This window comes from Micromonospora sicca (assembly GCF_003172935.1).
GTDB lineage: Bacteria > Actinomycetota > Actinomycetes > Mycobacteriales > Micromonosporaceae > Micromonospora > Micromonospora sicca.
In genome coordinates this window covers 13,316-35,051 of record NZ_QGKS01000195.1, presented here as the reverse complement: position 1 = coordinate 35,051, position 21,736 = coordinate 13,316, and the positions used below count along the sequence as shown (strand labels likewise).

Sequence of the window (21,736 nt, the reverse complement as noted above, 5' to 3'; positions counted from 1 at the left end):
GGTTCAGCCCGGCGGCCCCGGCAGGTGCCCGGTGTAGGCGACCGCCCCGGCCTCGACCCGGCACTCCGTCAGGTGGCCCCCGGCCGCGCCCAGCTCCCGCAGGTACGCCAGCTCCCCCGCGTGGTCGACCCCGGCCCGGAACTCCCGGCGGTGGGCGGTGAAGGGCCGGCCCCGCACCGCGGCGCGGGCGGCGCGGCCCTCGTCGAGCAGGGCGGTCAGGGTGGCCCGGTCACCGGCCCGCAGCGCGTCGGCCAGGTCGTCGAGGACGACCCGGACCGCATCCAGCCCGGTCAGCACCGGTCCCCGGTTGGCCAGCAGCATGTTCGCGGTCCGGTCGGGCGGGCCGCCGGCCACCCGGGTGCCGTCGGTGAAGCTACCCGCGGCGAGGGCGAGCACCGCCTCACGCAGCGCGGACCGTTGCACCGCCCCGGCCAGCGCACCGGCCAGCAGGTGCGGCACGTGCGAGGAGAGGGCCGCGACCACGTCGTGCTCCGGCGCGGACATGGGCACCACCCGGGCCCCGAAGACGTCGATGACCAGCGCGGCGAGCCGCCGGAACGCGGCCATCCCCGACCCGGTCGGGCAGAGCACCCAGGCCGCCCCGTCGAGCAGCCCCGGGGAGGCGGAGGCGAGACCCGCGCGGTCGGCGCCGGCCATCGGATGACCGGGGACGAACCGATGTCCCAGCCCCAGCGCGCCGGCGGCGGCGGCCACCTGCGCCTTGGTGCTGCCCACGTCGGTGAGGACGCAGTGCTCGTCGGTGGCGGCGGCGACCCGGGACAGCGTCCCCGGCAGGCTCGGCAGCGGACCGCAGAGGAACACCACGTCCCGGCCGGCGACCGCCTCCTCCAGGGTGTCCGGAGCGACGACGCCCTGCGCGTCGGCGTACCGGCGGGTGGCCGGGTCCGGGTCCCACCCGGCGACGTCCAGCCCGGCCGCGCGCAGCCGCAGCAGCACCGACCCGCCGATCAGTCCGGTACCGATCACCGCGGCCGTCCGCTCGCCGAGGACCGGGCGCTTGTCGCTCACCCCGTCGGTCATCGCCGCAGCAGCCCCGGGGTCAGCCGCGCAACCGGCCGGCGACCGCCGCGACATGCTCGTCGGACTCGGTCAGCGCCGCCCGGACGTGCCGGGAGCCGGCCGGGCCGTAGAAGACCCCGGCGGCGACCAGGATGCCCCTGCGGGCCAGCCAGTCGACGGTCTCCCAGCAGTCCTCGTCCCGGGTCATCCACAGGTAGAGTCCGGCCTCGGAGTGTTCGACGGTGAAGCCGGCGCCGGTGAACGCGGCGTGCAGCCGCTCGCGGCGGGCCCGGTAGCGCTCCCGCTGGGCGTCGGCGTGCGCCTGGTCGCCGAGCGCGGCCACCATCGCGGCCTGCACCGGGGCGGGCACGATCATGCCCGCGTGCTTGCGGATCTTGAGCAGCTCGGCCACCAGCGCCGGGTCACCGGCGACGAAGCCGGCCCGGTAACCGGCCAGGTTGGAGCGCTTGGAGAGCGAGTGCACCGCCAGCACGCCGTCGTACGACCCGCCGCATACCTCCGGCGAGAGGATCGAGACGGGCTCGGCCTCCCAGCCCAGCGGCAGGTAGCACTCGTCGCTGGCGACCACGGCGCCGCGTTCGCGGGCCCAGTCGACCACCTTGCGCAGGTGGGTGGCGGGCAGCACCCGGCCGGTCGGGTTCCCGGGCGAGTTGACCCAGACCAGGCGTACCCGGGAGGTGGGGCCGACCGCGGTCAGCGAATCGGTGCGGACGGTGGTGGCGCCGACCAGCCGGGCCCCGTCGGAGTACGTCGGGTAGGCGATGGACGGCACCACGACCACGTCACCGGAGCCGACGCCGAGCAGCGTGGGCAGCCAGGCGACCAGCTCCTTCGAGCCGATCGTGGGCAGCACCCCCAGCCCGTCGACGCCGGCGCCGCAGGCCCGGGCGACCCACGCCGCGATGGCTTCCCGCAGCGCGGGGGTGCCCGCGGTCAGCGGGTAGCCCGGGGCGTCGGACGCGTCGGCGAGCGCCTGCCGGATCACCGTGGGCACCGGGTCCACCGGCGTGCCCATGGAGAGGTTGATCAGACCGTCCGGGTGCGCCGCTGCCGTCGCGGCCGCGGCGTCCAGGGTGTCCCAGGTGAAGTCGGGCAGCCGCGACGAGACCGGCGCGGGCCGGTTCAGTGGCCCTCTCCGCGCGGCGGCTGGGCGGCGACGAACGTGGCGTCCTTCTCCACCTTGCCGATCTTGGAGGCGCCGCCGGGCGAGCCGAGGTCCTCGAAGAACTCGTAGTTCGCCCCGGTGTAGTCCTTCCACTGCTCCGGGACGTCGTCCTCGTAGAAGATCGCTTCGACCGGGCAGACCGGCTCACAGGCACCACAGTCGACGCACTCGTCGGGGTGGATGTAGAGCATCCGATTGCCCTCGTAGATGCAGTCGACCGGGCACTCCTCGATGCATGCCTTGTCGAGCACATCGACGCACGGCTCGGCGATGATGTAGGTCACCGGTCTTCTCCTCCGCAAGACTCGCCGCGATCACCCGCGACGGTAAGAGCCTAGTATCTCGCCGGGGAGGGGATGAATGGTGCTCCGGCAGCAGGACGTGGGACACCGGATCGTGGTCCGCCGGATTGTGGGGATTCGCGAAGGCCGGCCGCTCTTCTCCGACGCCCTCGGGGAGCTGGTCGAGGTGAGCGAGACCCACATCACGCTGGCGACCGCCCAGGGCCGGCTGCGGGTCCCGGTGGGCGAGGTGCACCGGGCCAAGCGGGTGCCGCCGGCCCGCCGGCCGACCGCCGCCGCGGTGGTCGCCCTGGAACTGGCCGCCGACGAGGCGTGGCCCGCCCCCGTCCGCGGTCGGCTCGGCGACTGGCTGCTGCGCAGCGCCGACGGCTGGACCGGCCGGGCGAACTCGGCGCTGCCGGTGGGCGACCCGGACCGCCCGCTCCCGGCCGCCCTGGACGCCGTCGAGCGCTGGTACGCCGACCACCGCCAGCCGGCCATGGTCAACACCCCGCTGCCGCTCGCCGCGCCGGTCGGCGCCGAGCTGGACGCGCGCGGGTGGGGCACCCGGCCGCCGGTACTGGTACAGACCGTGGCGCTCGCCGCGCTGTCGGCACCCGCGCCGGCCCGCGCCGGCCTGCCGCCGGTCGAGCTGGCCGCCGCGCCGTCGGACGACTGGCTGGCCGTCGCCGCCGGCCGCAAGGGCGGCCTGCCGGACGCCGCCCGGCACGTGCTCACCGCCGTGGACCGGGTCCGCTTCGCCCAGGTGTACGCCGACGGCAGGCTGGTCGCCGTCGGCCGGGGCACGGTCACCGGGCAGGGGCGCTGGCTCGGCCTGACCCTGATCGAGGTGCTGCCCGAGGCGCGTCGGCAGGGGCTGGCCAGCCGGGTGCTGCGGTCGCTGGTCGACTGGGGCACGACGCAAGGGGCGAGCCACGCCTTCCTCCAGGTCGAGCAGCGCAACACCCCGGCGGTGGCCCTCTACCGGGGTCTCGGCTTCACCACCCACCACACGTACCTGACCCGCGTCGCCCCCGCCTGAGCCCGCGGCGCGACCCGCCGCCTCGATTCATGATCGTCTGCTGTGCAGTGGGCCGGCCGACGGCGCGGCGGGCCCCTCAGCAACAGACGATCATGGCGCTGTGTGTGGGGGTCAGCGGCGGACGACGCGGCGCGGCTTGGCAGCCTTGAGCTGGGCGTACCGCTTGAGTTGCTGGGAGCGGTAGTCGCGGCCGAGCGCGGTGAGGATCAGGTAGCCGACCAGGACGCCCGCCCCCGCGGCGGCGAGGTAGAGCCAGATCTGGGCGAAGAAGAGCCCGGCGCCACCGCCGAACGGGTTCTCGCCGACCAGCAGCGAGGCGACGAACACGGTCAGCGCCAGCGCCACGCCCACCGCAGCGGCGAGCTCACCGGCCCAGCGGCCCACCGGACGGTCGCGCCCCCAGCGGAACGCCAGCGCGGCGAGGATCAGCCCGATCACCACGAACATCACCAGGGACACCCGGTCGGCGGCGCTGTCGTCGCCCTCGAAACCGAACCTGATGACCAGCCGGGCCAGCACGTTGACCGCGAACAGCGCCATCGCGAGCACGCCCACCGCGCGCCACCGCCCCATCGCACACCTCCGCCGTACGCCCGCCGGAGCGGCGGGACTTCTGGCAGGAATGTCTACCACCGCAACCTGTGTGCCGTCATCACCCGTGGTGCCGGGCCGGTGGCGCGAGGATCTGCCGGAAGCCCATCACCGCGAACGTCATCGCCCCGGCGACGATCATCGCCAGCCCGACCCAGTTGTCACCGGAGACCAGCAGGTCCCCCTCGGTGGTCCGGACCGAGGCCACCGCCATCAGCGCGAACCACGGCACGGCGGGCAGCACCACCGCCCACCGGGTGCCGACCGCCTCGTGGGCGAACCAGCTCAGCGCGATGCCGGCGCCGATCGCCACCAGCGCCGACACGCCGATCAGCTGACCGCCCACCCGCACGGTGGAGAGCAGCAGCTCCAGCACCGCCGAGAGCACCCCGGCGAGCACGGCGATCAGGCCACCGGCGACCCGCAGCGCGAGGTCGACCGCCGGCCGTGGGCGCGCGGGCGGCGGCGCCGGCTCCTGCTCGGGTACGACCGACATCGACGCGGTCGGCAGGGTCACCGGAGGCCGGCCGCCGCGACCGGGGACCGGTCCGGCCCGTTCAGCGCCAGCCCGGCGAACAGGTCGTCCTCCCAGCCGTACGGGCCGTTGCCCGGACCCTTCTCGCCGACCGCCAGGGTGAAGTACTCGACGCCCATGAACTCGGCGCCGAAGTTGCCGGCGATCGAGTAGAGCCAGGAGGTGGCCGGAATCTGGGTGGCGTGCGCCCGCATCGCCGCCTCCTTGGCGGTGTGCTGGTCGGTGGCGTCCATCCGGGCGGCGATCTCCGGGTCGGGGGTGCCGAAGGGCAGCTCGTCGACGCTCTCGATGCCGGCGAAGGGGTTGTCCGAGGCCTCGACGAAGTGCTCCAGGCCGGCCGCCAGCACACTGCGCGGCATGGCCGTCCAGTAGACCTTCGCGGGGGCGAAGCCCCCGACGGCGGCGAGTTCCACCGCCCGCATCGCCACCCGGTGCGCCTGGATGTGGTCCGGGTGCCCGTAGAAGCCGTTGGGGTCGTACGTGATCATGACCTGCGGGCGTACCTCGCGCATGATCTCCACCAGGTGCCCGGCGGCCTCGTCGACGTCCGCCTGCCAGAAGGCGCGGGGGTGCTCGTTGGTGGCGAGCCCCATCATCCCCGAGTCGCGGTAGCGGCCGGCGCCGCCGAGGAAGCGGTGGTCGGTGATGCCGAGCGCGGCGCAGGCGGCGGCGAGCTCGCCGATCCGGTACCCGCCGAGCTGGTCGGCCTCGGCCGCGGCGAGCTGGGCCAGCTCGGGCACGTGGATCTCGCCCTCCTCGCCCAGCGTGCAGGTCACCAGGGTGACGTGGGCCCCGGTCGCGGCGTAGTGCGCCATGGTCGAACCGGTGCCGATGGACTCGTCGTCGGGGTGCGCGTGGACCAGCAGCAGGCGGCGGTCGGGCAGGGTCGTCACGACCGTCACTCTAACCGTCGTCCTCCGCCGACCGAGCCTGACGCGTCCACCCAGGTCGGCCACATCACGCCCGATGCGGCTCTACGATCCGAACTGTGGACTTTCCCGAGCTGGCCGCCCGTACCCGCCGGTTCAGCCACGGGGCGCCGCGCGCCGTCTCCGTCGCCGACGACGGCTCCCGGGTGATCTTCCTGCGCTCGTCCGGTCCGGAGGACCCCGCCGACGCGCTCTGGCTGCTGGACGTCGCTTCCGCCGAGGAACGGCTGGTCGCCGACCCGGCGACCCTGCTCGAGGCGGACGCCGACCCGGCCGCGCTGGCGCCGGGCGAGCGGGCGCTGCGCGAACGGCTGCGGCTCAGCGCCGCCGGCATCGGCTCGTACGCCCTGGACGCGGCCGGCCGGATCGCGGTGTTCCCGCTGGCCAGCCGCCTGTTTCGGGCGGACCTGGTGCACGGCGACGTGGTGGAGGTGGCCACCGTCGGCCCGGTGATCGACCCCCGTCCGGATCCGACCGGGGAACGACTGGCCTACGTCACCGACGCCGCCGAGGGGGTGCGCCGGGGGCAGCTCCGGGTGGTCGAGTCCGACGGCACGGACACCCTGCTGGCCGGCGAGGACAGCGGCGTCACCTGGGGTCTGGCCGAGCACATCGCGGCCGAGGAGTTCGACCGCTTCCGCGGCTACTGGTGGGCGCCGGACGGGCGCTCGGTGCTGGCCGCGCGGGTGGACGAGTCTCGGCTGCCCCACTGGCACCTGCACGACCCGGCCGATCCGGCGAGCCCGCCGACGACCATCGCGTACCCCCGCGCGGGCGGGCAGAACGCCGAGGTCAGTCTGCACCTGCTCGACCTGGACGGCGGCTGGGTCGACGTGCACTGGGACCGCGAGACCTACCCGTACCTGACCTCGGTGGACTGGGCGGACGGCGGGCCGCTGATCACCGTGCTGCGCCGGTCCCAGCAGCACGGCCTGGTGCTCGCGGTGGACCCGCGTACCGGGGAGACCCAGGTGCACGCCGAGCTGGCCGACCCGCGCTGGGTGGAGCCGATCCCCGGCACCCCGGCCCACCTGCCGGACGGGCGGGTGCTGGTGGGCGGGGAGCTGGCCCACGACGGGTACGACGCCCGCTGCCTGTTCGCCGACGGCACCCTGCTCACCCCGCCGTCGCTCTACGTACGCCGGGTGGTGGGCCGGCTGCCGGCGGGCCCGAACGGCCCGGCGGACCTGTTGGTCGAGGCGAGCGAGGGCGAGCCGAGCCAACGGCACCTGTTCCGGGTCCGCACGGCGATCGGCGGCGGCGTGGACGCCCGCCGGTTGAGCGGCGACCCGGGTTGGCACACGGCCGCGATCGGTGGCGCGACGCTGGCGGTCGGCACCGCGTCGCTGGAGCACCCGGGGACCAGGTGGTCGGTCTGGCACGAGGACCGGGAGGTGGCGCGGCTCCGCTCGCTGGCCGCCAACCCGCCGTACGCGCCGAGGCCGACCCTGGTCCGGGTGACCGACCGGCGGCTGCCGACCGCGGTGCTCTACCCGACCGACCACGTGAAGGGCACCCGGCTGCCGGTGCTGCTGGACGTCTACGGCGGTCCCGGGCACCAGGAGGTGATCTCGGCCCGGGGGGCCTGGCTGGAACGGCAGTGGTGGGCCGACTCGGGCTTCGCGGTGGTGACGATCGACAACCGGGGCACCCCGGGGATCGCGCCGTCGTTCGAGAAGGCGATCCATCGGCGGCTGGCCGACGTGATCCTGGCCGACCAGGTGGACGCGCTCACCGCCCTGGCGGGCAAGCATCCGGACCTGGACCTGGACCGGGTGGCCGTGCGGGGCTGGTCGTTCGGCGGCTGGCTGGCCGGGCTGGCGGTGCTGCGGCACCCGGAGCTGTTCCGCTGCGCGATCGTCGGCGCGCCGGTCACCGACTGGACGCTGTACGACACCGCCTACACCGAGCGTTATCTCGGCCTGCCGGAGGACGGGATGGACGTGTACGCCCACCACTCGCTGGTGGAACTGGCCGCCGAGCCGGTCGGCGCCCCGGAGCAGGCCCGGCCGATGCTGCTGGTGCACGGCCTGGTGGACGACAACGTGCTGGCCGCGCACACGCTGCGGCTCTCGGCGGCGCTGCTGGCCGCCGGCCGGCCGCACGCGGTGCTGCCGCTGACCGGGGCGACCCACATGGCGACCGGCGGCACCGCCGAGCGCCTGCTCAAGCTGGAACTGGACTTCCTCCGCACCCACCTGCGGTGAGGAGCGCCCCGTCGACGAGAAGGGCCCGCGGATGCGACCGCCCCCGGCCGACGACGCTGTCGGCCGGGGGCGGTCCGTGCGGTGTTACTGCTTGACGTAGGCGTCCACGAAGCTGGGCCAGCCGAAGATGCTGCCCACGAAGACCCCGCCGGCCTTCTCGCCATGGGCGACGGAGACCACCTCGTTGTACAGCGGCACGGCCGGCGCCGACTCCTTCATGAGCCGCTCGTCCAGCTTGCTCCACTCGTCGGCCTGCTTCGCCGGGTCGAGCGCGAGCACCCGGTCGAACTCGGCGTTGATGGCCTCGTTGTTGAGCTGCGACGTGTTGCTGTTGCCCTCGGCCTTGATGTTGCGGCCGTCGAAGAGCACCGGCAGGATCGAGGCGCCGCTGGGCCAGTCAGCCGCCCAGGAGTCGACCCAGATGTCCCACGGGTTGGTCTTCTTCTTCACCGCGTCGAGGTAGCCGTCCTCGGGGATCGGCTTGATGGTGACCGTGAAGCCGGCCTTCTCCAAGGCGTTCTTGACCTGGGTCGCCGTCTCCTGCGACGGGGTGTCGTCGGAGGTGCCGAGCACCAGGCTGACACTCTTGCCGGCGAGCACCTCCTTCGCCTTCTCCGGGTTGCCGCTCTCGCCGGCCGGGTACACGTCGGACTTCTGGTAGCCGAGCGTGGTGGGCGGCAGCAGCGTGGTGAGCGGCACGGCGCCGTACGGGCCGCCGAGGTTCTTGGTGATGCTGCTGCGGTCGATCGCGTAGTTGATCGCCTGCCGCACGGACAGGTCCGTGACCCGCGTGGTGTTGATGCTCAGCCGGTACGCGTTCGGCGTGGCGGCGACGATCATCCGCTCCTTGAGCTTGGCGTCGCCGGTGACCTTGGCGATCAGCTCGGACGGGACTCCGCCGGTGGCCACCGCGGCGGCGTCGTTGCCGGTGCCGGCGAGCACGCGGTTGGTCTGGGTGGCGTTGTCCGCGCCGAAGGACCAGATGAACTTGTCCGGGTACTGGTGGCGCACCGGGTCGGTCGCCGGGTCCCAGTTCGGGTTGCGCTCGAGCACCATCTCCACGCCCGGCGTGTGCTTGGTGATCTTGTACGGCCCGGACGAGAACGGCTGCTGGTCGAGGTTGACGCCGGTGTCCTTGTCCGCGGGCAGCGGAGCGGTGGCCGGCAGCGACACGGCGAACGGCAGGTCGCAGCGGGGCTTGTTGAACTCGAAGCGCAGCGTCCGCTCGTCCGGCGTGCTCAGCCCCGGCGGCAGCGACGTCTTGTTGGCCTTGAAGTTCCACTTGGTGTCGTACTGCGGGCTGTCGGCCAGCCACTCCTGCAGGTAGGTCGGGCCGCCGGTGAGGTCCGGGTCGAAGGAGCGGGCGATGCCGTACGCGATCTCCTTGGCGGTGATCGGCCGGCCGTCCTCGAACTTCACCCCCTGCTTGATCTTGAACTCCCAGACCTTGCAGTCGTTGTTCACGTTGGTGCCGGGGGTTTCGGCCAGGTCGCCGACCAGGGTGACGTTGCCCTTGCCGTCGTCCTTGAAGGTGGTGAGGTAGCGGGCGTAGAGCTGGCTACCCATCAGACCGGCGAACGAGTAGACCCGCTGCGGGTCCAGGTGGGAGATCTTGTTCTCGCGCAGGATGTAGAAGGTCCCACCCTTGGCCGCGCCGGCCACCTCCGGCGCCGGACCGAGGGAGTCCTTGGGGTCGGTCGCGATGGCGCCGGTGCGCGGCTTGTTGCTGTCCACGCTGTCGGCGTTGTCGCCGGTGTTCTTGCTGCACGCACCGAGGGCAACCGCCAGTGCGATCGCACCGCCCATGGCGGTGACGAGTCTTGCTCGCATACTCACTCCTCCGGGATCGCCATTGAAGGAAAGCTTCGCCTAGCTTTCGTTCGCCGTAAATTTCGAGCAGGTAACGGGGCCACAACGATCGGCACCCGGGAGGTCAGCCGAGGCGTACCCGGGGGTCGATGAACGCGTAGAGCAGGTCGACGACGACGTTCGCGACGACCACGAAGAGCGCGGAGATCAACACGGTGGCCATGATGGTCGGAAGGTCCCCCTGGCGGACCGCCTCCACCGCGGTACGGCCCAGCCCCTGGATCCCGAAGGTCGTCTCGGTGATCACCGTGCCGCCGAGCGCGCCGCCCACGTCCAGACCGGCGATCGTCACGATCGGCGTGATCGCCGCCCGCAGCGCGTGCCGCCCGTAGACCTGCCGCTTCGGCATGCCCTTGGCCCGGGCCGTCCGGACGAAGTCCTCGGAGAGCGTCTCCAGCATCTGCGCCCGCGACAACCGCGCGTAGATCGCGGAGAAGAGCAGCGCCAGGGTGACCCAGGCCAGCACGAGCCCCCGCGCCCACTCCACCGGGTTGTCCACGAGGGGCGTGTACCGCGGCGTCGGCAGGATCTTCAGGGTATAGACGAAGATCAGCAACAGCACGGCACCGACGAAGTAGAGCTGCAACGAGGCGAACGTCAGGGTGAGCCCGATCGAGACGCGGTCGAGCAGCGAACCTCTTCGCAATGCCGAGATCATCCCCAGCCCGACCCCGAGGGCGAGCCACAGCACCGCCGCCGGGATGACGATGTTCAACGTCACCGGCAGGACCCGGGCGAAGGTGTCGCTGACCGCCTCGCTGTTGACGTAGGAGTAGCCGAGACAGGGCGCCTCGCACTTGCCGCCCTGCGCGCTGCCCAGGTCGCGGCCGACGAAGATGCCCTTCATGTAGTTGGCGTACTGCTCCGTCCTCGGGTCGTTCAGCCCCAGCTCGGTACGCACCCGTTCCAGGCGCTCGGCGTTGCAGTTCTTCGGGCACATGCCGGTCACCGGGTCGCGGGGCAGCGCGAAGAACATCAGGAAGCTGACGACGCTCACCGCGAACAGCACCGAGACCGCCAGCAGCACCCGCTTCAGCAGGAAGCGCATCATGCGCAGTACCCCTTACCGTGACGACTTCGGGTCGAGCGCGTCGCGGAGCGCATCGCCGAAGAGGTTGAACGCCAGCACGAGCGCGAAGATGGTGATGCCGGGGAAGAAGACGTAGGCCGGGTCGGTCTGCAGGTAGTCGATGCTGCGATAGATCATCCGGCCGAAGCTCGGCACCGACTCGGGAAGTCCGATGCCGAGGAAGGACAGCGCGGCCTCGCCGGTCACGTACGCCGGCACCGCGAGCGAGAACGAGACCAGGATCGGGGCCCAGATGTTCGGCAGCAGTTGCCGGAAGAGCATGTGTCCCAGCCCGGCCCCGCTAGCCCGGGCCGCCTCCACGAACTCCCGCTCGCGCAGCGACACCACCTGTCCGCGTACCAGCCGGGCGGTGCCGGTCCAGCCGAACGCGGCGAAGACCACGATCAGCGTGGTGACCGCGAACCAGGTCGGCACCGCGTCCCGGGGGCCGTAGAAGCGCAGCGAGAACGTCGGCACCACGGCCAGCGCGAAGACGAGGAACGGCATCGCCAGGGCGACGTCGGTGACCCAACCGATCACCGAGTCGATCACCCCGCCGAGGTAACCGGCGAGGATCCCGAGCACCACCCCGATCGTCGCGGTGACCAGCGCGGCGCCGAGCGCGATCAGCAGCGAGGTGCGGATACCGAAGATCATCCGGATGAAGATGTCCCGGCCCAGGCCCGGTTCGAGCCCGAACCAGTGGTCGGCGTTGACCCCGCCGACGTAACCGAGGGGCATGCCGGTGGTGTCCAGCAGGTCACCGAACTGCTCGTTCGGCGACACCCCGTAGAGCCGCTGGACCAGTGGCGCCGCCACCGCCAGCAGGACGAACAGGGCCAGCACCACGCCGCTGACCAGCGCGGTGCGGTCGCGCCGCAGCCGGCTCCAGACCAGTTGGCCCGGTGAGCGACCGACGAGGGACTTCTCCTCGGGACCCGTGCCGGTGGACTCGATCTCGGCCAGTGCCACGCCCTCGACCGGGGACATGCTCATTTCGACACCTCCTCGGCGGTCTCGCCGACCGGCCCGGCCGAACTCGCGCCGGCCCGCGCGGGGTCCGGGCTCGCGCTCGGGCTGATCGTTCCCGTCTCCGGGAAATGACAGGCGGTGGCCTGGTTGCCGCCGCGCGGCACCAGTGCCGGTTCCTCGGTCGCGCACCGCTCCTGGGCCTTCCAGCAGCGGGTGCGGAAGCGGCAGCCCGACGGCGGGTTGAGCGGGGTGGGCACGTCCCCGGTGAGCCGGATCCGGCCGGTCGGGCCGAGGGTGGTCACATCGGGGATCGCCGACAGCAGCGCCCGGGTGTAGGGGTGCTGCGGGCGCTGGTAGATGTCGTCGCGGTCACCGATCTCGACGATCTTGCCCAGGTACATCACCGCGACGCGGTGGCAGAAGTGCCGGACCACGGCCAGGTCGTGGGCGATGAACACGAACGCCAGATCCAGGTCCCGTTGCAGATCCCGCAGCAGGTTGATCACCTGCGCCTGGATCGACACGTCCAGGGCGGAGACCGGCTCGTCGGCGACGATCAGCTTCGGCCGCAACGCCAGGGCGCGGGCGATGCCGATGCGCTGGCGCTGCCCGCCGGAGAACTCGTGCGGGTACCGGTTGTAGTGCTCCGGGTTCAACCCGACCAGCTCGAGGAGTTCCTGGACCCGCTTCCTGACCCCACCGGGCGGGGTGATGCCGTTGACCTGCAGCGGCATCGCCACGATCCGGCCGACCGTGTGCCGGGGGTTCAACGACGCGTACGGGTCCTGGAAGATGATCTGCAGGTCCTGCCGCAACGGCCGCAACTCGCCCCGCCGGGCGTGGGTGATGTCCCGCCCCGCGAACTCGATACTGCCGGCCGTCGGCTCCAGCAACCGCACCAGCATCCGCCCGGTGGTGGTCTTCCCACAGCCGGACTCCCCGACCAGGCCCAGGGTCTCCCCGGGCCGGACGTCGAAGTCCAGGCCGTCGACCGCCCGCACCAACCCGGTGGTGCGGAAGCCACCGCGCACCGGGAAGTGCTTCGCCAGACCTCGCACCCGCAGCAGCGGCTCCTCGCTCATCGCGCCACCCCCACCTGTGCCACGTCCTCCTGGTAGAGCCGGGTGCGCTCCTCGGCCGGCAGGTGGCAGGCGACCAGGTGCCCGTCCTCCCCGGCCGGGCGCAACTCGGGCACCTCGGTGGTCGACCGGTTGCCGTTGCGGCCGGCGTAGCGGCAGCGCGGGTGGAACGCGCACCCCGACGGCAGATTGATCAACGACGGCGGATTGCCCGGAATCGGCACCAGGTCCGCGTCCGCGTCACCGCGCAACGACGGCACGCTCGACAGCAACCCCCACGTGTACGGATGCTGCGGCCGCCGCAACACCTGCGCCACACTCCCGTGTTCCACCGCCCGACCGCCGTACATCACCAACACGTCGTCGGCCACCTGCGACACCACACCCAGGTCATGGGTGATCAGAATGATCGCCGAATGAAACTCCGCCTGCAGATCAGCCAGCAGATCCAAGATCTGCGCCTGCACCGTCACGTCCAGCGCCGTCGTCGGCTCGTCCGCGATCAGCAGATCCGGATCGTTGACCAGGGCCATCGCGATCATCGCCCGCTGCCGCATCCCACCCGAGAACTCATGCGGGTACTGGTCGAACCGCCGCGCCGGCTGCGGAATCCCCACCCGCCCGAGCATGTCCACCGCCCGCTGCCGGGCCTCCCGCTTCCCCGCCTTCGGGTGGTGCACCCGGTACGCCTCGGCGATCTGCCTGCCCACCGTGTAGTACGGGTGCAAGGCCGACAACGGGTCCTGGAAGATCATCGCCATGTCCCGGCCGCGCAGCCGGCGTACCTCCTCCTCCGGCAGGCCGACCAGCTGGCGACCGCCGACGAAGATCTCGCCGGTGATGCTGGCGCGCTTGGCGTTGTGCAGGCCGAGGACGGCCAGGGAGGTGACGCTCTTGCCCGAGCCGGACTCGCCGACGATGCCGAGCGTGCGGCCCCGCTCGACCGCGAACGACACCCCGTCGACCGCGCGCACCACGCCGTCCTCGGTGTCGAACCGGACCCGCAGGTCGTTCACCCGCAGGTAGGGCCCCTCGCCGGAGCGCTGCTCCGGCACTTCGGGGCGGTCCGGTTCCCCGGACGGCGCCGACTCCGACCTGCCCACGACCGCCTCCCTCAGTAGTGAAGAGAACCTACAGCAAAGTCCTGAGGGCGAAAATAAGCTACAAGGCGGGAGCTGTCAGCGGGGCTCAGCGTAACGACTCGGCATCGGCCATGAACAGCCCTCACCTGGACATTCACCGCCACAACTCGATGTCGTCCCGCGTCGGTCGCACGTCGGATGCGACCATGGTCGGGGTAACCACGTGAAGATTCCCGCCGACACGAGGTGGAGGTGACCATGACCGCGGCGGTGTTCGGCCACGACGGACCGTGGACCGAAGAGGAGTACCTCGCCCTCGGCGAGACGCAGCAACGCGTCGAACTCTTCGACGGGAGCCTCCACGTGACCCCAGCCCCCACCCCACGGCACCAGAACATCTCCGGCGAGTTGCGGGCGGCACTGCGCCTCCCCGCGCGCGCGGCCGGGTTGCACGTGCTCGAAGCGGTCAACGTACGGCTCCGGCCCGGCCGCATCCCGATTCCCGATCTCGTCATCACCGGCCCCATCGACTTCGACGAGCTCAACGTCGAGGCCAGGGACGTGCGGCTGGTCTGCGAGATCATCTCGCCCAGCAACGCGGCCACCGACAAGGTGCTCAAGATGCACTACTACGCCGCCGCGGGCATCGAATGGTATCTGTTGATCGAGCAGGAGAACGGCACCCTGCATCTCCACCGTCGGCACCACAGCCACTACAAGGAGCAGTCGGTGACCAAGCCCGGCCAGGTCCTGGAGCTGACCGAGCCGGTGCGGGCGACGATCCGGCCGGAGGATCTCGTCCCCTGACGGATGTCGGTCGGCTCGCCTAGGGTCGGTCGCATGACCGAGTTCGACGCGGCGACCGCCGCCGTCCAGGCCGCCCTCGACGCGGGCGCCCGGTACGCGGACGCCCGGGTGATGCACCGCCGCTACGAGTCGATGTCGGCCCGCAACGGCGACATCGAGGAGCTGACCCAGGACGAGAGCATCGGGCTGGGCGTCCGGGCGCTGGTCGGGTCGAGTTGGGGCTTCCACGCCGTACCGGACCTGTCGGACGCGGCGGCCCGGGACGCCGGCCGGCGCGCCGCGCGGATAGCCGCCGCGAGCGCGGGGGTTCCCGGCCCACCCATCGACCTGGTCCCCGTCGAGGCGACCACCGCGAGCTGGGCCTCGGACTGTGCCGTCGACCCGCTCGGCGTGCCCCTGTCGAACAAGGGCGACCTGCTGGTGCGGGCCACCGCGACGATGCGGGAGCACGGCGCCGACCTGGCCGAGGGGCTCTACCAGATCTGGGACACCGCCAAGTGGTTCGTCTCCAGCGAGGGGCACCGGATCGACCAGCGGATCCGGGAGTGCGGCGGCGGCATCTCGGCCACCTCCATCGGCGACGGGGAGACGCAGCGCCGCTCCTACCCCAGCTACCGGGGCCAGTACGGCACCACCGGCTGGGAGCTGGTCACCTCGCTCGACCTGGCCGCGCACGCCGCCCGGATCGCCGAGGAGTCCCGGGAACTGCTCACCGCCCCCGAGTGCCCGAGCGGCGAGACCGACCTGATCCTCGGCGGCGAGCAGCTCGCGCTGCAGATCCACGAGTCGGTCGGGCACGCGATCGAGCTGGATCGGATCCTCGGCTGGGAGGCCGCCTTCGCCGGCACGTCCTGGCTGGACCTGGCCCAGCTCGGCACGCTGCGCTACGGCTCGGAGCTGATGAACGTCACCATCGACCCGGCGCTGCCCGGCGCGCTCGGCAGCTTCGGCTACGACGACGAGGGCTCCCCGGCGGTGAAGCGGGACGCGGTCCGCGAGGGGCGGTGGGTGGGCGTGCTCGCCGGCCGGGACTCGGCCGCCGTCGCCGGTCTCGACCACGGCGGCAGCGTACGCGCCGACGGCTGGGCCCGGCTGCCGATGGTGCGGATGACCAACGTCGGCCTGGAGCCCGGCCCGCACACGCTCGACGAGATCATCGCCGCCACCGACGACGGGGTGCTGATGGACCTCAACCGTTCCTGGTCAATCGACGACAAGCGGCTCAACTTCCAGTTCGGCTGCGAGATCGGCTGGGAGGTGAAGAAGGGCCGGCGCGGGCGGATGCTGCGCAACCCGACGTACACCGGGATCGGCCCGCTCTTCTGGCGGTCGATGGACATGCTCTCCAGCGAGATCGTCCCGTGGGGCACGCCGAACTGCGGCAAGGGTCAACCCGGCCAGACCGGCCACACCGGCCACCCGGCCGCCCCGGCCCGGTTCCGCAACGTCCGGGTGGGGGTGCGGGCGTGAACGACCACTCGGCCGACCGGCAGAAGGGTGCGGGAATGACCGAGCTGGACGTCGCCGGTCAGGTGGTGGAGCTGGTCCGCCGGCTCGCCGGGCCGCAGGCGCAGGCCGAGGTGGTCGCGAACCGGTTCGAGCTGGCGCTGACCCGGTTCGCCAACTCCTTCATCCACCAGAACGTCGCCGAGTCGGCGATCGGGGTGCGGCTGCGGCTGCACGTCGACGGCCGGACCGCCGCCGGCAGCGGCAGCGTGGCCACCCCCGACGGGCTGCGCGCCCTGGTGGAGCGGACGCTGACCGCGGCGCGGCTCGGCCCGCCCGACCCGGCCTGGCCGGGGCTGATCCCGCCGTCGGCGGTGCCGCCGGCCGGCGACTGGGACGAGGCCACCGCGCACGCCGACCCGGACGAGCGCGCCGCCCCGGTACGCGCCTTCGTGGACGCGGTCGGCGGGCTGGAGGCGGCCGGCTACTGCCGTACGGCGCACCGGTCCGGGGCGTTCGCCAATTCCGCCGGTCACAGCGCCCGGGGACGCTCCACCGAGGCGGCGATGGACGGGATCGCGCGGACCGGCGGGGCGGACGGGGTGGCCCGGCTCTGCGCCGACCGCCTCGCCGCCCTCGACGGCGCCGCCCTCGGCGCCCGGGCGGCCGCCAAGGCGCGTGCCGCCGCCGACCCGGTGGAGCTGCCGCCGGGCCGGTACGAGGTGGTGCTCGAACCGGCCGCCGTCGCCGACCTGTTGCAGAACCTGGCGTGGTACGGCTTCAACGGCAAGCGGTACGCGGAGCGGCAGTCCTTCGCCGAGCCGGGCGTCGCCCAGTTCGACCCCGCGGTGACCCTGGTCGACGACCCGCTGCACGGCTCGGCCCTCCCGTACGACCCGGAGGGGACCGCCCGGCGGGCGCTGACCCTGGTGGACGGGGGCGTCACCCGGGCCATGGCACACGATCGGCGCAGCGGCGCGCAGGCGGGCACCGGTTCCACCGGTCACGGCGGCCCGGGCAGCACCACGTTCGGCCCGCTCCCCCACAACCTCCGCCTCCTCGCCACGCATGGCGACGGCGGGCCGGCCGCCGGCGTCCCGGTCGCGGACGTCGGCGCGGTGGCCGACCCGGACACCGCCGCGCTGGCCGCCGGGGTGAAGCGGGGGCTGCTGGTCAGCGACTTCTGGTACACCCGGGTGCTCGACCCGAAGCGCCTGGTGATCACCGGCCTGACCCGCAACGGGGTCTGGCTGGTCGAGGACGCCGTGCCGACCCGGGCGGTCCGCGACTTCCGCTTCACCGAGTCGTACCCGCGGGCGCTCGGCCCGGGCGCGGTGCTCGGCCTCGGCCGGCGGCCGGTGCGGCAACCGGACCGGGTGGACGGCGTGTGGTGGGAAGCGCCGCCAGTGCGCCTGGCCGCCTGGAACTTCACCGGCGGCGCCTCGGGCTGACCACGCCGGACGATCTTTCCTAACAGCCGGACATCGATCGTGCTCCGGCTCTTTCCAAGCTGGGGGACACACGGGACACTGCGTTGCGCGGCCGGGCCGCGAAGATCGGCGTAACGTGTGTCACTTAGCTGCGCCGGTACGCCGGTGCGGTCGCCTGCGTGCGCAAGACGTGGCAGTGGACGCGGTCTCGCCGGTCCGCTGACCGGTACGACTGATCCGCCGCCCGCGAGGGCCCCGTCAGGGAGACGACTCGAATGACATCAACGGCAACGAGGCCGCGGGGGGCGCGGGCACGCGCCGCGATCGCGGCGAAGACGTTGCGGACCGACCGCTGGTGGTTCCAGCCACTGATCACCGTCATCGGGCTCAGCGCCTGGGTCGCGTACGCGACGGTCCGGGTCTTCATGCACAAGTGGTACTGGGTGGACGCGTACCACTACCTGACCCCGTTCTACTCCCCGTGCGTGACGGACCGGTGCGTCGAGGGCTCCTCGCACTTCGGCAGCTTCCTGCCCGGCTGGTGGATCATCCCGGACGCGGCGTTGACCCTGCCGTTCCTGCTGCTGTTCCGGTTGACCTGCTACTACTACCGCAAGGCGTACTACCGGTCGTTCTGGCTGTCGCCGCCGGCCTGCGCCGTCCCCGACGGGCACGAGTCGTACGGCGGGGAGACCCGGTTCCCGCTGCTCGGCCAGAACCTGCACCGCTACTTCTTCTACGCCGCCGCGATCATCTCGCTGATCAACACGTACGACGCGATCTACGCCTTCCACTCGCCGAAGGGCTTCGGCTTCGGCTTCGGCAACCTGATCCTGCTGGCCAACGTGGTGATGCTCTGGGCGTACACCATCTCCTGCCACTCCTGCCGGCACATCATCGGCGGGCGACTCAAGCACTTCTCCAAGCACCCGGTGCGGTACAAGGCCTGGACGTTCATCTCCTGGCTGAACGTCCGGCACATGCAGCTCGCCTGGATCACCCTCGGCACCCTGGCGCTCACCGACTTCTACGTCATGGCGGTGGGGGCCGGCTGGTTCAACGACCTGCGGTTCATCAACTAGAGGCCCTGGACATGACTGAGACGCGAATCGAACGACACCACTACGACGTCGTCGTGATCGGGGCCGGCGGCGCCGGCCTGCGGGCGGCGATCGAGGCCCGACTGGCCGGCAAGAAGACGGCGATCATCTCCAAGTCGCTCTTCGGCAAGGCCCACACGGTGATGGCCGAGGGCGGCGCGGCGGCCGCGATGGGGAACGTGAACAGCCGGGACAACTGGCAGGTGCACTTCCGCGACACCATGCGCGGCGGCAAGTTCCTCAACAACTTCAGGATGGCCGAGCTGCACGCGAAGGAGTCGCCGCAGCGGATCTGGGAGCTGGAGACGTACGGGGCGCTCTTCGACCGCACCAAGGACGGGAAGATCTCGCAGCGCAACTTCGGTGGCCACGAGTACCCCCGCCTGGCGCACGTCGGTGACCGGACCGGCCTGGAGCTGATCCGTACCCTCCAGCAGAAGATCGTCTCCCTGCAGCAGGAGGACAAGCGCGACCTCGGCGACTACGAGGCCCGGATCAAGATCTTCGCCGAGACCACCATCACCGAGCTGCTGCTCGACGGCGAGCGGGTGGCCGGCGCGTTCGGCTACTACCGGGAGTCCGGCGAGTTCATCCTGTTCGAGGCACCCGCGGTGGTCCTCGCCACCGGCGGCGTCGGCCGGTCCTACAAGGTCACCTCGAACTCCTGGGAGTACACGGGAGACGGTCACGCTCTCGCCCTGCGCGCCGGGGCCACTCTGATCAACATGGAGTTCCTCCAGTTCCACCCGACCGGCATGGTCTGGCCCGTGTCGGTGAAGGGCATCCTGGTCACCGAGTCGGTGCGTGGCGACGGCGGCGTGCTGAAGAACTCCGACGGCAAGCGGTTCATGTTCGACTACGTCCCCGACGTCTTCCGCAAGCAGTACGCGGACAACGAGGAGGAGGCGGACCGCTGGTACAAGGACCCGGACAACAACCGGCGTCCGCCGGAGCTGCTGCCCCGCGACGAGGTCGCCCGCGCGATCAACAGCGAGGTCAAGGCCGGTCGCGGTACGCCGGCCGGCGGCGTCTACCTGGACATCGCCTCCCGGCTGCCGGCCGAGGAGATCCGCCGCCGGCTGCCGTCGATGTACCACCAGTTCAAGGAGCTGGCCGACGTCGACATCACCAGGGAGCCGATGGAGGTCGGCCCGACCTGTCACTACGTGATGGGTGGCGTCGAGGTGGACCCGGACAGCGGTGCCGCGTTCGGCGCCGTGCGCGGGCTCTTCGCCGCCGGTGAGGTCTCCGGCGGCATGCACGGCTCGAACCGGCTCGGCGGCAACTCGCTGTCCGACCTGCTGGTCTTCGGCAAGCGGGCGGGCGGCCACGCCGCCTCGTACGCCGACCAGTTGACCTCGCGCCCGAAGGTGCCGGTCGCGGCCGTGGAGACCGCGGTGGAGACGGCGCTGGCGCCGCTGCAGCGGGACACCGGGGAGAGCCCGTACACCCTCCAGCAGGACCTCCAGGCGGTGATGGGGGATCTGGTCGGCATCATCCGGCGGGAGGGTGAGCTGGTCGACGCGTTGGGCAGGCTGGCGGAGCTGCGCGAGCGGGTGGCGAAGGTGAGCGCGGCCGGCGGCCGGCGCTACAACCCGGGCTGGCACCTGGCGCTGGACCTGCGCAACATGCTGGTGGTCTCGGAGTGCACCGCGAAGGCGGCGCTGGAGCGGCAGGAGTCGCGCGGCGGGCACACCCGGGAGGACCACCCGGCGATGGACCCGAAGTGGCGGCGGGTCAACCTGGTCTGCTCGCTGGACGGCGACACGGTCCGGCTGACCCACAAGCCGCTGCCGAAGATGCGGGGCGAGCTGATCAGCCTCTTCGACCGCGCCGAGCTGTCCAAGTACCTGACCGACGAGGAGCTCGCCGAGTTCGACGCCCTCGCGCAGAAGGAGAGCTGACGAAATGGGTGAGCAGAAATCCCAGGCGGCCGGCAAGCCGGGCGCGAAGCGACAGTTCCGCATCTGGCGGGGCGACGAGACCGGCGGCGACCTGCAGGACTACACGGTCGAGGTGAACGAGGGCGAGGTGGTCCTCGACGTCATCCACCGGCTCCAGGCCACCGACGCGCCCGACCTGGCCTGCCGGTGGAACTGCAAGGCCGGCAAGTGCGGCTCCTGCTCGATGGAGATCAACGGCAAGCCGCGGCTGAGCTGTATGACCCGGATGTCGACGTTCGAGGAGACCGAGACGGTCACCGTCACGCCGCTGCGGACCTTCCCCGTCATCCGGGACCTGGTCACGGACGTCTCGTTCAACTACGAGAAGGCCCGGGAGACCCCGGCCTTCGCGCCGCCGGCCGACGTCGCCCCGGGCGACTACCGGATGCAGCAGGTGGACGTCGAGCGCTCGCAGGAGTTCCGCAAGTGCATCGAGTGCTTCCTGTGCCAGAACGTCTGCCACGTGATCCGCGACCACGAGGAGAACAAGCAGGCGTTCTCCGGTCCGCGGTTCTTCATCCGGGCCGCGGAGCTGGACATGCACCCGCTCGACGCGAAGACCGACCGCAAGGAGTACGCGCAGGCCGAGCAGGGTCTGGGCTTCTGCAACATCACCAAGTGCTGCACCGAGGTCTGTCCCGAGCACATCAAGATCACGGACAACGGGATCATCCCCATGAAGGAGCGGGTCGTCGACCGCAGGTACGATCCCCTCGTGTGGCTTGGTAGCAAGATCTTCCGGAGGGGTCAGGTGCCTCAGACCTTCGTAACCAGCGCGCAGCAGAGCGGCGCGGCGCATTCCGCTGCCGCCCATGGCGGCGTGCACTCGCACGCGGGCGGCTCGCACGACCCGCGCCATGAGGCGGAGGCGCAGAAGGGCGTCAACTGGCACCGCCAGGTGCCGCACCCGACCGCCGCGCCCGTCGACGCCAACGGCAGGCTGCCGCTGACGGAGCTGACCTTCGACCGGGCGGCGGCGCCGTCGCCGTTCGGCGACGACGTCACCTTCCCGCTGCCGCCCGAGCACCTCAACTTCGCTCACCCGAGCCAGGACGAGCCGAAGCACTGAGCACGACGACAACAACGAAGACGGGGGCCGCGGCGACTTGCCGCCGGCCCCCGTCCCGTTTTCGCCTCCGTGTCCGCTT

At 71.9% G+C, this 21,736-nt stretch carries 19 protein-coding genes; 8 read left to right on the top strand and 11 right to left on the bottom strand.

The annotated features are described in order from the left end of the window. Positions 1-3: 3 nt before the first annotated feature. Genes DKT69_RS12730 through fdxA form a run of 3 tightly spaced genes read right to left on the bottom strand, consistent with a single transcriptional unit; the run spans position 4 to position 2,490 of the window. Complete coding sequence (locus DKT69_RS12730; protein WP_109801776.1) at positions 4-1,041, bottom strand: prephenate dehydrogenase; 1,038 nt, start codon at positions 1,039-1,041, stop codon at positions 4-6. Positions 1,042-1,060: 19 nt separating this feature from the next. Continuing rightward, positions 1,061-2,167, bottom strand: coding sequence for a succinyldiaminopimelate transaminase (dapC, locus tag DKT69_RS12725; RefSeq protein ID WP_109801790.1), 1,107 nt, complete (start codon positions 2,165-2,167; stop codon positions 1,061-1,063). Further along, positions 2,164-2,490, bottom strand: coding sequence for a ferredoxin (fdxA, locus tag DKT69_RS12720; RefSeq protein WP_007464872.1), 327 nt, complete (start codon positions 2,488-2,490; stop codon positions 2,164-2,166). Before fdxA ends, dapC begins: the two co-directional genes overlap by 4 nt. Before the next feature lie 79 nt (positions 2,491-2,569). On the opposite strand from fdxA, the gene DKT69_RS12715 reads away from it, so the two are divergent. Beyond that, entirely contained in the window at positions 2,570-3,529 is a 960-nt protein-coding gene (locus DKT69_RS12715) for a GNAT family N-acetyltransferase (protein WP_109801789.1), read from the top strand. A gap of 111 nt (positions 3,530-3,640) precedes the next feature. Here DKT69_RS12715 and DKT69_RS12710 read toward each other — a convergent pair whose 3' ends face one another. From DKT69_RS12710 to mshB, 3 genes are all read right to left on the bottom strand, one after another. Further along, entirely contained in the window at positions 3,641-4,102 is a 462-nt protein-coding gene (locus DKT69_RS12710; RefSeq protein WP_109801775.1) for a hypothetical protein, read from the bottom strand. A gap of 79 nt (positions 4,103-4,181) precedes the next feature. Continuing rightward, complete coding sequence (locus DKT69_RS12705; RefSeq protein WP_109801788.1) at positions 4,182-4,616, bottom strand: hypothetical protein; 435 nt, start codon at positions 4,614-4,616, stop codon at positions 4,182-4,184. Positions 4,617-4,633: 17 nt separating this feature from the next. After that, entirely contained in the window at positions 4,634-5,557 is a 924-nt protein-coding gene (mshB, locus tag DKT69_RS12700) for an N-acetyl-1-D-myo-inositol-2-amino-2-deoxy-alpha-D-glucopyranoside deacetylase (protein ID WP_109801774.1), read from the bottom strand. A gap of 86 nt (positions 5,558-5,643) precedes the next feature. Between mshB and DKT69_RS12695 the strand changes: the two genes are divergently transcribed. Continuing rightward, entirely contained in the window at positions 5,644-7,791 is a 2,148-nt protein-coding gene (locus DKT69_RS12695) for a S9 family peptidase (RefSeq protein WP_109801773.1), read from the top strand. 84 nt (positions 7,792-7,875) lie between these two features. Here the strand turns inward: DKT69_RS12695 and DKT69_RS12690 are convergent, their stop codons facing one another. The 5 genes from DKT69_RS12690 to DKT69_RS12670 all read right to left on the bottom strand — a co-directional run bounded on the left by DKT69_RS12690 (position 7,876) and on the right by DKT69_RS12670 (position 13,883). After that, the gene (locus DKT69_RS12690; RefSeq protein ID WP_109801772.1) at positions 7,876-9,621 is read right to left on the bottom strand and encodes an ABC transporter substrate-binding protein; all 1,746 of its coding nucleotides are present in this window, start codon (positions 9,619-9,621) and stop codon (positions 7,876-7,878) included. Between the two features lie 103 nt (positions 9,622-9,724). Next, a complete protein-coding gene (locus DKT69_RS12685; protein ID WP_109801771.1) occupies positions 9,725-10,711 on the bottom strand; it encodes an ABC transporter permease in 987 nt (328 codons plus the stop codon). Positions 10,712-10,723: 12 nt separating this feature from the next. Continuing rightward, positions 10,724-11,725: an ABC transporter permease gene (locus DKT69_RS12680; RefSeq protein ID WP_109801770.1), complete on the bottom strand. Its 1,002-nt coding sequence runs from the start codon at positions 11,723-11,725 to the stop codon at positions 10,724-10,726. After that, positions 11,722-12,783 (bottom strand): ABC transporter ATP-binding protein, encoded by a 1,062-nt coding sequence (locus DKT69_RS12675; protein WP_109801769.1) that lies wholly within the window; start codon positions 12,781-12,783, stop codon positions 11,722-11,724. The genes DKT69_RS12680 and DKT69_RS12675 overlap by 4 nt, the downstream gene beginning before the upstream one ends. After that, positions 12,780-13,883 (bottom strand): ABC transporter ATP-binding protein, encoded by a 1,104-nt coding sequence (locus tag DKT69_RS12670; protein ID WP_109801768.1) that lies wholly within the window; start codon positions 13,881-13,883, stop codon positions 12,780-12,782. The genes DKT69_RS12675 and DKT69_RS12670 overlap by 4 nt, the downstream gene beginning before the upstream one ends. A 237-nt stretch (positions 13,884-14,120) precedes the next feature. Between DKT69_RS12670 and DKT69_RS12665 the strand changes: the two genes are divergently transcribed. The 6 genes from DKT69_RS12665 (at position 14,121) to DKT69_RS12640 (ending at position 21,657) form a co-directional block, all read left to right on the top strand. Further along, the gene (locus DKT69_RS12665; protein WP_109801787.1) at positions 14,121-14,669 is read left to right on the top strand and encodes a Uma2 family endonuclease; all 549 of its coding nucleotides are present in this window, start codon (positions 14,121-14,123) and stop codon (positions 14,667-14,669) included. Positions 14,670-14,702: 33 nt separating this feature from the next. Further along, positions 14,703-16,139 (top strand): TldD/PmbA family protein, encoded by a 1,437-nt coding sequence (locus DKT69_RS12660; protein ID WP_109801767.1) that lies wholly within the window; start codon positions 14,703-14,705, stop codon positions 16,137-16,139. Positions 16,140-16,174: 35 nt separating this feature from the next. Continuing rightward, positions 16,175-17,566, top strand: coding sequence for a TldD/PmbA family protein (locus tag DKT69_RS12655; RefSeq protein ID WP_109801786.1), 1,392 nt, complete (start codon positions 16,175-16,177; stop codon positions 17,564-17,566). A gap of 254 nt (positions 17,567-17,820) precedes the next feature. After that, positions 17,821-18,627, top strand: a complete 807-nt coding sequence (gene sdhC, locus DKT69_RS12650) for a succinate dehydrogenase subunit SdhC (protein ID WP_109801766.1) — start codon at positions 17,821-17,823, stop codon at positions 18,625-18,627. 11 nt (positions 18,628-18,638) lie between these two features. After that, on the top strand, positions 18,639-20,549 hold the full coding sequence (locus DKT69_RS12645) for a fumarate reductase/succinate dehydrogenase flavoprotein subunit (protein WP_109801765.1): 1,911 nt from the start codon (positions 18,639-18,641) through the stop codon (positions 20,547-20,549). Positions 20,550-20,553: 4 nt separating this feature from the next. After that, positions 20,554-21,657 (top strand): succinate dehydrogenase/fumarate reductase iron-sulfur subunit, encoded by a 1,104-nt coding sequence (locus DKT69_RS12640; RefSeq protein ID WP_109801764.1) that lies wholly within the window; start codon positions 20,554-20,556, stop codon positions 21,655-21,657. Positions 21,658-21,736 lie beyond the last annotated feature (79 nt).

Bases quoted from the DNA above. Each gene is read 5' to 3' on its own strand.
- DKT69_RS12730 (WP_109801776.1), bottom strand. From the start codon at position 1,041: ATGACCGACGGGGTGAGCGACAAGCGCCCGGTCCTCGGCGAGCGGACG.
- DKT69_RS12710 (WP_109801775.1), bottom strand. From the start codon at position 4,102: ATGGGGCGGTGGCGCGCGGTGGGCGTGCTCGCGATGGCGCTGTTCGCG.
- DKT69_RS12705 (WP_109801788.1), bottom strand. From the start codon at position 4,616: ATGTCGGTCGTACCCGAGCAGGAGCCGGCGCCGCCGCCCGCGCGCCCA.
- DKT69_RS12690 (WP_109801772.1), bottom strand. From the start codon at position 9,621: ATGCGAGCAAGACTCGTCACCGCCATGGGCGGTGCGATCGCACTGGCG.
- DKT69_RS12685 (WP_109801771.1), bottom strand. From the start codon at position 10,711: ATGATGCGCTTCCTGCTGAAGCGGGTGCTGCTGGCGGTCTCGGTGCTG.
- DKT69_RS12680 (WP_109801770.1), bottom strand. From the start codon at position 11,725: ATGAGCATGTCCCCGGTCGAGGGCGTGGCACTGGCCGAGATCGAGTCC.
- DKT69_RS12675 (WP_109801769.1), bottom strand. From the start codon at position 12,783: ATGAGCGAGGAGCCGCTGCTGCGGGTGCGAGGTCTGGCGAAGCACTTC.
- DKT69_RS12665 (WP_109801787.1), top strand. From the start codon at position 14,121: ATGACCGCGGCGGTGTTCGGCCACGACGGACCGTGGACCGAAGAGGAG.
- DKT69_RS12660 (WP_109801767.1), top strand. From the start codon at position 14,703: ATGACCGAGTTCGACGCGGCGACCGCCGCCGTCCAGGCCGCCCTCGAC.
- DKT69_RS12655 (WP_109801786.1), top strand. From the start codon at position 16,175: ATGACCGAGCTGGACGTCGCCGGTCAGGTGGTGGAGCTGGTCCGCCGG.
- sdhC (WP_109801766.1), top strand. From the start codon at position 17,821: ATGACATCAACGGCAACGAGGCCGCGGGGGGCGCGGGCACGCGCCGCG.
- DKT69_RS12645 (WP_109801765.1), top strand. From the start codon at position 18,639: ATGACTGAGACGCGAATCGAACGACACCACTACGACGTCGTCGTGATC.
- DKT69_RS12640 (WP_109801764.1), top strand. From the start codon at position 20,554: ATGGGTGAGCAGAAATCCCAGGCGGCCGGCAAGCCGGGCGCGAAGCGA.